The organism is Aeromonas sp. QDB25, assembly GCF_027707725.1.
Classification (GTDB): domain Bacteria; phylum Pseudomonadota; class Gammaproteobacteria; order Enterobacterales; family Aeromonadaceae; genus Aeromonas; species Aeromonas caviae.
The window spans coordinates 1-7,816 of record NZ_JAPCIZ010000114.1; the positions used below are offsets into that span (position 1 = coordinate 1).

Here is a 7,816-nt window from a genome sequence, read left to right on the forward strand (position 1 = left end):
AATATGATGCACGGCGACAGCAGGGTGATGGTGGTGGTGTGTTTGGAGACAGCCAGTTTACCAGCACCCTGTCTGTCAACTTCCACTTTCCCAGGATCCCGCGAAGAACCTCATATGATCGCCTCGAGCGTGGCCCATGTGTGCCTGCGCAGGCACGCCCACCTGCGGGACTACATGTACGACTTCATCCACCTCTATGCCCCCCATGTGAGCCGGGAGACGGTGCAGCTGGCGCTGCTCAACCAGGGAACGCCCGCCCCGTCTGCGACCCTGCCCTGGCTCTGAAGGCCGTCAGGGGGAGTCAGATGTGCTGCATAGAGGCAAAAAAGAGAGGCCAATGGCCTCTCTTTTTTGTGATAAGTGGTGTCCTGCGCTGCCTTTTCCCGGTGATCCCTCTCTCCCGGCTATCGTGGTCACCATATTGACGGCGCTCCGGGTGCCGAGCCGCAGTTCGCCATCATCCAGCATGGCCTCGGGGTGCGGCAGTCCCCTTGCTGCTTAGGGGGTCGGGTCGCCAGATTGACGAAGGTCTGGGCACCGATCAGCAGGCAGTCATCATCCGGGTAGTAGGGGATTGACGTGGTGCTGGTAGTGGCAGATCCCCCTGGCCCGTCAGTCGACCCTGGTCGCCAGATTGACGAAGATCTGGGCTCCCACCAGCAGGCAGTCGTCGTCCAGGTAATAGGGGTTCGCGTGCAGGTAGTTGCAGATCCCCTTGGCCTGATTGCCGCTGCCGAGGAAGAACATGGCCCCCATGCGGCTTGGCGTGGCGTTGATCATGTAGCTGAAGTCCTCGCTGCCGGTCATGGGTTGGCCCTTTGCGTTGATCCCGTCGCTGGACAACACCTCCGAGGCGGCTTGTTGCAGGCGCTCGCAGGCCTGGGGGTGGTTCTCCACTGCCGGGTAGCCGGCATGGACCATGGTGGTCTTGAAGCCGCGCAGCTCGCTCTGGGCGATGATGTCCCTGAAGCTGTTTTTCAGGATCTGGTCGGTTTCGGCGTCCATGGCGCGGATGGTGCCACGGGCCTGCACATGATCGGCGATGGCGTTGGGAATGGTGCCGCCGTTGATCATGCCGCAACCAAAGACCGCCGGGCTGAACGGGCTGGTGCGCTTGGCGACGATGTAGTCCATATCCTCGATGATCCGCACCGCCTCCCGGATGGCATCCAGCCCCTTGTGGGGGGTGGAGCCGTGGGCGGAGATGCCGTGCACATCGAGCGTCCAGGCAGACCCCCAGGAGGACATGACCCCCTGGTTGAACTTGATGGTGCCCGTCTCCATGGCGCCGTCGTTGTGCAGGGCATAGACCTCGTCCACCCCCTTCATGCAACCAAGCTCCACCATCTTTTCGGCACCGGGGACGCGCATGTCCTCTTCCGCCATCTGGAAGATGAAGCGGACGTTGTATCGCAGGCGATCGCGGTTGGCGGCCAGAAACCTGGCGGCGGTCAGAGCGATCGCCATGTGGGAGTCGTGGCCGCAGTTGTGGGCCATCCCCTCATGGGTGGATTTGAACGCCACCTCGCTCATGTCGTGCATCTCCAGGCCATCCATGTCGGCACGAAAGGCAATGGTGGGCAGGGCAGGGTCGACCGCCAGATCCCCGTGAAAACCGGTGAAGCCGGGATACAGGGTGATCCTGTAGCCGAACTCTTCCATCAACCCACGGCAGTAGGCAGAGGTCTTGAACTCGGCCCCGGAGTATTCCGGGATGCGGTGCAGGTGGTGGCGCACTTCGTAGCTGAAGTCGCGCAGGGCCAACAGGTCAGGTTCGATATGGTAGTGGTTCATCAGATGATCCCTTGAATGGAGAAACCGAGCTGGGCAACCAGGGAGGCGCCAAAGAAGCAGCAGGTGGAGACGATCATGAAGATGAGGATCACTTTCCACGACATCTTCTTGAGCTCCTCCAGCTGACCGCCCACCGAGAGGCCCGCGAAGGCCAGGAGCGGCACGCAGCAGGAGAGGAAGGAGATCTTGGCCACGGCATCGATGAAGAGGCCGCGCACCGGCGTCTCCGGCAGGCAGATGAGAATGCCGATGATGGTGGCATAGGCAAAGGCCGGCAGGGAGGAGGGCAGATAGCGCTTGGTCACCAGGGAGGCGAACACCACCAGGGACATGGCGACGAAGCTGTCCCCCATCTGCCACAGCGGCAGGCCCGAGGTCAGGGTCTGGGTGAACATGGCCAGCAGGATCGCCAGGAAGACGAAGCGCATATCCATCACGATGCTTTTCATGCTTTCTCTCCTTTGGCGGTCAGGGCATAGATTTTTTCAGCGAGCGGCAGACCCAGATAGGTGAGGGAGAGCGCCCCCAGGGCCGACGAGAGCAGATTCGAGGCGGCGGCGATGCTGAGCACCTGCTGGGCCATCGCCTCGTCGAGGCCGTTGATGAGGGCACCGGAGGCGGCGCTCAGCATGGAGCCGGATCCCACGCCGGAACCGGCGGCCAGGGCCAGGGGATGCAGCCCCGTGAGGGGGGCAATGCTGCCAAGCACGCTGAACCAGAGGGTGCCGATGACGGAGCCGCACAGGTAGATGGCGAGCACGCCGATGTACTCCTGGGAGCCGGTGCCGAACTTGCCCTGGATCACCGCGACCGAGGGTTCACGGCTGATGGAGGAGCAGGCCCCGATGGCGCGGCGGCCAAAGCCGAATTTCACCGCCAGTGGAATGGCGATGAGGATGGGCAGGAGGTTGCCTATCTCTTGCAGGAAGAGCGGTACGCCGACGCTCAGGATCATCTTGAGGTTGGGGATGATCATCCCCGCATACTGGGTCCCGAGGATCAGCAGGCTGAAACCCACCATCTTGCCGCAGAAGCCCTCTTCTCGCTCGGTGAAGAGCCTCTTCCAGCCGGGAATGCGATCCTTGACGGGCTTGGCGGAGACGATCATGCCGATGATGACGGCAAAGAGCATGGGCAGGATGGGGATGATGGCGATGCCGAGTCTGATCTCCTGCTTCCCGATGAGGGATTGGGCCACGAAGATCAGCAGGGCGGTCGCCAGGGTACTGACTACTACCGTTTTGAGTGGGCTGGTTGGCTGCATAGTGTGTTCTCTTGTTATCCGTTGTCCTTCATGGGCGTCTTTGGTCGCGCCATGATGGGGGCATGATAGGAAGCGAAGAGGGGAAGGAATGTGACCGCCATCAAGTCAGCCATATGGCATTTTTTCATGGGGTATGCCGTTTAACCATGGTAAACATATGGTTTAACAACTCATTGGCAGCGGCTTATGCTGCCTCAGACAGGAGTGTGGTGCCGCCCGGGCACCCGGTGCCTGATACGGGGGGCGGATATGGGGGAAGGAATGGATCTGTTGATCGAGGGGGCGCTCTGGCGCCCCTCCTGGCAAGCGGCGTTGCAGGCCTGGCAGCACCAGGGAAACCGCTGGTGGCTGCTGCTTGGCAAAGGGGAGGCGAGGGAGATGGCACCCTGGTCGGTCAGCCCGCCAGATGGCATTCTCCTTGCCCGCGACCTGCTTGCCGCCTGGCTGGGGGAGGCCGCCTCCCCGCTGATGGCGACACAGCCGGACCGGCAGATCCTGATCGCTGCCTCCGGCTCCCTGCTGACCCTGGCCAGAGAGAGCGGCCTGCTCACCCTGGGGCCCGCGGGGGCGGATCACCGCCTCGGTGCCGATGACGACCTCGGGGTTGCCCTGCAACGCCTGCTTGCCCGCCGCCTGATGACCCCGGTGCTGCGCGAGCCTGGCGGGCAGGACGCGCTGGTGCTGCGCCCCCTGCTGCCCGGCGATGAGAGCGCCATCCTGCGTTATTGTTCGGATGCGGCGCTCGCCCGCTATACCCTCAACGTCCCCCACCCCTATTCGCCGGAGGCGGCGCGGGACTGGCTTGCCCTGAGCGGGCGCAAGGCTGCTCTCGGGCTGGGATGCACCTGGGCCCTGACTCTGCCCCAGGGGCGTGAAGACGAGCCCGCTCCCCTGGTCGGCACCCTCTCCCTGCACTGGCACGGGGAGCTGGCATGGTGGGTCGGCGTGCCCTGGCAGAACAGGGGGCTGGCCACCCGGGCCGCGAGCCTGGTCAGGGCGTTTGCCTTCGAGCAGTGGCACCTGCCTGCCCTCACCGCCCGCCACATGCCGGGCAACCTCGCCTCAGGCCGGGTGATGGAAAAGACTGGCATGCACCATGACGGGCGTCGGCCAGATCCGGCCGATGGCGCCCTCGTGCTCGATCACTGGCGGCTGGATCGCCCGGCGCGCCTGACGGATGCACGCAAAGAGGTGCTGGCCCCCTGGCTGGATGACGAGGAGGTGGTCGTGGCCATACTGCACGGTGAGGGGGTGGCGCTCTTCATGGTGGGGGAGGTGACAAAGGACGAGCAGACACTCAGCGGGCTGACGGTGCGGCGCTATCCCCAGGCCATGCTGGCGCCAGAGGCGCCCGGGGTGCAGGCCCATGGGGGTGGCGCCCTCCTCAAGGAGTGCGGGGATCTGGGCCTCGCCTATCTGCGGCGATTGCGACAGCCTGACGACGGACGCTGATGGCTTGCGCAAGGGCGGTCATCGCGAAGCCTGGTGCGGGGTTTGTCAGGCGTTTTCCTGAGTCCGTCCTCCCATTTTCAGACAAAGGCAGTGAAGTGGCGCCCCACTTCTGTGGAATAATGGCCGCCCTGCTGTACGAGGAGTAACGCTGTATGTTGAGAACCGAGCGTCCCGGCGACATGCTGCCAGTCTATGAGCTGGTGAGTGCCGCCTTTGGTCGTCCCGACGAGGCCGAACTGGTCAACCGCCTGCGAGAATGTGGGGCCGCCGTGGTCACCATGGTCGAGGAGGAAGAGTACGAGTTCATGGGGCACCTGATGCTGAGCCCGATCACCATTGAGGGACAGGAAGGGCCCTGGCTGGGACTGGCACCCGTGGCCGTGCATCCCGACTGGCAGGGGCAGGGCATTGGCTCGGATCTGGTGCGGGAAGGGCTGGACACGGCACTGGAGATGGACTGGAAGGCGGTGGTGGTGCTCGGGGATCCTGCCTACTACGCCCGTTTCGGCTTTCGGCCTGCCAGCGACTTCGGCCTGCACTGCATCTACGAGGTGTCGACGGAGTGTTTCATGGCGATGGAGTTGCAACCCGGCGGGCTCGACGGGGTAAGGGGCGAGGTGCTCTATCACCCCCTGTTCGATGAAGAGCCGGTGGAGTGACCGCCTGCCTATCCACGAAAAAGGACCCTGAGCGGGTCCTTTTTCGTGCCATGTCCATCGCTTGAATGGACGTCACTGGGCCAGGGATTTCAGCTGCTGCTTGCCCGGCGGGTTGTTCCAGTCGATGGGGCCGTGGGTGAAACGGTACTGAAGCCTTGGCAGACTCAGTTCCAGCCACTCCTCCCGGAAGTAGGCATAACCCTGGTCCCAATCCGGATCCTGCGCCCAGCCGGTCTGCAGGAAGTGGAGCCGGGTGCCCTGGCCCTCCGGCACGAAGCGCAGGCTGACCTGGGTCTTCTGCTGACGAATGTGGGGAAACTGGGGAGGGAAATTCCAGCTGAAGCTGAGCAGATCATGGGGCATGACCGCCATCACCCGGCACCCTTCGCTGCCACGCTCGCCGAGGGGAGCATCGGGTCTGAAATAGATCTCGAACGGTCCGTTGGGTTCCGGGACCATGAGGCACTCCGGCGCCAGAAAACTGCGCAGCCCGCTCTCCGTGGTCCAGGCCCGCCAGACATCGTCAATGTGGGCGGGTACCAGAATACTGCCTTCAATTTGCTTGTTATCCATAAATCAGTGAACCTCAAACCAGTCATGGACGGGACCTCGGCAGTATAGCCCCTGAGGCGATAAAATAGGCAGCCCTGTGTCACACGGTTACGTATTCAAGAGGGTCCACATTGCCGATTTGACAGCACGGCGGGATCCATCGAGAGTGGGAAGCGACAAGCACGCAACGCAAGGATGGTGTCATGATCAGAATGATGACGGAAGCTGACGAGCCCATGCTGGCGCAGCTCTTCCTCAAGGGAAGGCGCCAGGCCTTCCATTGGGTTGATCCCGCCCTGTTCCGGCTCGAGGATTTTGCCGAGCAGACCCGGGGCGAGGAGATCTGGGTGGCGGAGAAAGGGGGCAGCCCGTGCGGATTCGTCTCCATCTGGGGGGCCGAGAGCTTCGTGCATCATCTCTACGTGGTGGCGGACTGGCACGGGCAGGGCATGGGGCGGGCCTTGCTTGCCGCCGGCTTGGCCGGATACCCCTCCCCGGCCTCCCTCAAGGTGGCCATGCGCAACACCACGGCGATGGCTTTCTATCATCGCCTGGGCTGGGAGAACACCGAAGAGACGGGTCATTGCGACATCACGGGCCCCTGGCGCAGGCTGGTGTTGACGCCCGATGCCGCAGGGGAATAAGCCGCTGGCAGACTGCGGCAACCGCACCGCACATTGATCTCCAGCCCTGGCAGGGCATAAAAAAGCCACTTCGCGGGAAGTGGCTCTTCAACACATCCGGGGGAGGGCAGACCTTCCCTCGCTCAACCGATGATCACAGGGCCGCCACGGCCTCTCTTACCAGGGCGGCCAGCTCTTCCCACCTGCCCTCGTCGATGAGCTTGGCCAGCACCATCCAGGTGCCGCCGCAGGCGATCACGGCATTCAGCCCCAGATACTCTTTCAGATTGGCCGGCGTCACGCCGCCGGTGGGCATGAAGCGCACCGGATAGACGGCGCCCAGGGCCTTGAGCATGGCGGTGCCGCCTGACTGCTCTGCCGGGAAGAACTTGAGGTGGCGCAGCCCCATCTCCATGGCTTGCTCCACCAGGCTGGGGTTGTTGACCCCGGGGATGATTGTGACGTCCTTGACCAGGCAGTACTGCACCGTGGTCGGGTTGAAGCCGGGGCTGACGATGAAGTCGGCGCCCGCCGCAACGGCCGCATCCACCTGCTCGCGGTTGAGCACGGTGCCGGCCCCGATCAGCAGATCCGGGTAGGCCGCGCGCATCTGGCGGATGGCCTCTGCGGCGGCGGGGGTGCGGAAGGTCACCTCGGCGGCGGGCAGGCCATTTTCCACCAGCACCCGGGCGAGGGGGACGGCCTGGGCAGCATCTTTCAGCGCGATGACGGGGGGGCTTCGAGGCGGGCGATGAGATCAGACATGGTGCGTTTCCTTGAGTGATGGCATGTGGGAGGGGGGAATGATGGCCCCCGGATACTGGATGACGGCCGCCGCCAGGCTGTGGCCTGCCCGGGCGGCGTCGGCGACGTCGGCCCCTTGCAGGCGTGCGGCGAGATAACCGGCGCTGAAGGAGTCGCCCGCCGCCGTGGTGTCGATCACCTGTTCGGGGGACAACCGCAGGGCGGCGATTTCGATCCGCTGCGCTGCCGTGACCACCAGGCAAGGCTCAGAGCCGCGCTTGACGACGATCTCGCCCACCCCGAAGCCCTGGCTCCCTGGCTGCATTGCGAGCGCAACCCCTACTGGCGCAAGCTCCACGAGCATATCGACGACAAGGCCATCTCCAGCTGGTGCGACGATCACGACCAGATCCTCAAGGCCCTGATGCGCAAGGATCCGCAGGCGGCCAAGCTGGCCATGTGGCAGCACCTGGAGAACACCAGGCAGATGCTCTTCCAGGCCACCATCTTCGATGACGAAATGGAGGATGACCGCTACCTCTTCTCCGAAAATCCCGTCGTTCATTTGACCCAGCCTTCCACTGCCAACGGCTAAGCTGTGTTCTTAAAGTGATGAAGATATAATCTCACATCTTCTCAACAGCTTAAGATCCATTCCGTGTCCCGCCGTTATCAGCTGACTGATGCACAATGGGGGCTTATCGAGCCCCAGTTTCCTTCTCGAAGCC

At 63.5% G+C, this 7,816-nt stretch carries 11 protein-coding genes; 5 read left to right on the plus strand and 6 right to left on the minus strand.

What is annotated here, in order from left to right; all coding sequences use genetic code 11:
* The first annotated feature begins 114 nt into the window (after positions 1-114).
* A complete protein-coding gene (locus PG883_RS21730; RefSeq protein ID WP_270808143.1) occupies positions 115-285 on the plus strand; it encodes a hypothetical protein in 171 nt (56 codons plus the stop codon).
* Positions 286-612: 327 nt separating this feature from the next.
* Here PG883_RS21730 and PG883_RS21735 read toward each other — a convergent pair whose 3' ends face one another.
* From PG883_RS21735 to PG883_RS21745, 3 genes are read right to left on the minus strand one after another with little or no spacing between them, the layout of a single operon-like run.
* Positions 613-1,794 carry a M20 metallopeptidase family protein gene (locus PG883_RS21735; RefSeq protein WP_113979096.1) on the minus strand — a complete coding sequence of 394 codons (1,182 nt, stop codon included), beginning with the start codon at positions 1,792-1,794 and terminating at the stop codon, positions 613-615.
* The gene (locus PG883_RS21740) at positions 1,794-2,243 is read right to left on the minus strand and encodes a hypothetical protein (protein ID WP_042016367.1); all 450 of its coding nucleotides are present in this window, start codon (positions 2,241-2,243) and stop codon (positions 1,794-1,796) included. The genes PG883_RS21735 and PG883_RS21740 overlap by 1 nt, the downstream gene beginning before the upstream one ends.
* Positions 2,240-3,058: a DUF3100 domain-containing protein gene (locus PG883_RS21745; protein ID WP_010673963.1), complete on the minus strand. Its 819-nt coding sequence runs from the start codon at positions 3,056-3,058 to the stop codon at positions 2,240-2,242. Before PG883_RS21745 ends, PG883_RS21740 begins: the two co-directional genes overlap by 4 nt.
* 261 nt (positions 3,059-3,319) lie before the next feature.
* Here PG883_RS21745 and PG883_RS21750 point away from each other — a divergent pair, with 261 nt between their 5' ends.
* Positions 3,320-4,510 carry a GNAT family N-acetyltransferase gene (locus PG883_RS21750; protein ID WP_113979094.1) on the plus strand — a complete coding sequence of 397 codons (1,191 nt, stop codon included), beginning with the start codon at positions 3,320-3,322 and terminating at the stop codon, positions 4,508-4,510.
* Positions 4,511-4,662: 152 nt separating this feature from the next.
* Positions 4,663-5,169, plus strand: coding sequence for a GNAT family N-acetyltransferase (locus PG883_RS21755; RefSeq protein ID WP_052815855.1), 507 nt, complete (start codon positions 4,663-4,665; stop codon positions 5,167-5,169).
* Positions 5,170-5,241: 72 nt separating this feature from the next.
* Here the strand turns inward: PG883_RS21755 and PG883_RS21760 are convergent, their stop codons facing one another.
* Positions 5,242-5,742 (minus strand): SRPBCC family protein, encoded by a 501-nt coding sequence (locus PG883_RS21760; protein ID WP_010673967.1) that lies wholly within the window; start codon positions 5,740-5,742, stop codon positions 5,242-5,244.
* Positions 5,743-5,924: 182 nt separating this feature from the next.
* Between PG883_RS21760 and PG883_RS21765 the strand changes: the two genes are divergently transcribed.
* A complete protein-coding gene (locus PG883_RS21765; protein WP_042880882.1) occupies positions 5,925-6,365 on the plus strand; it encodes a GNAT family N-acetyltransferase in 441 nt (146 codons plus the stop codon).
* 133 nt (positions 6,366-6,498) lie between these two features.
* On the opposite strand, the gene eda is transcribed toward PG883_RS21765, so the two are convergent.
* Entirely contained in the window at positions 6,499-7,023 is a 525-nt protein-coding gene (eda, locus tag PG883_RS21770) for a bifunctional 4-hydroxy-2-oxoglutarate aldolase/2-dehydro-3-deoxy-phosphogluconate aldolase (protein WP_234823660.1), read from the minus strand.
* A gap of 78 nt (positions 7,024-7,101) precedes the next feature.
* Positions 7,102-7,452: a PfkB family carbohydrate kinase gene (locus PG883_RS21775; RefSeq protein ID WP_113979102.1), complete on the minus strand. Its 351-nt coding sequence runs from the start codon at positions 7,450-7,452 to the stop codon at positions 7,102-7,104.
* A gap of 15 nt (positions 7,453-7,467) precedes the next feature.
* On the opposite strand from PG883_RS21775, the gene PG883_RS21780 reads away from it, so the two are divergent.
* Positions 7,468-7,683 (plus strand): FCD domain-containing protein, encoded by a 216-nt coding sequence (locus tag PG883_RS21780; protein ID WP_244061808.1) that lies wholly within the window; start codon positions 7,468-7,470, stop codon positions 7,681-7,683.
* Positions 7,684-7,816 lie beyond the last annotated feature (133 nt).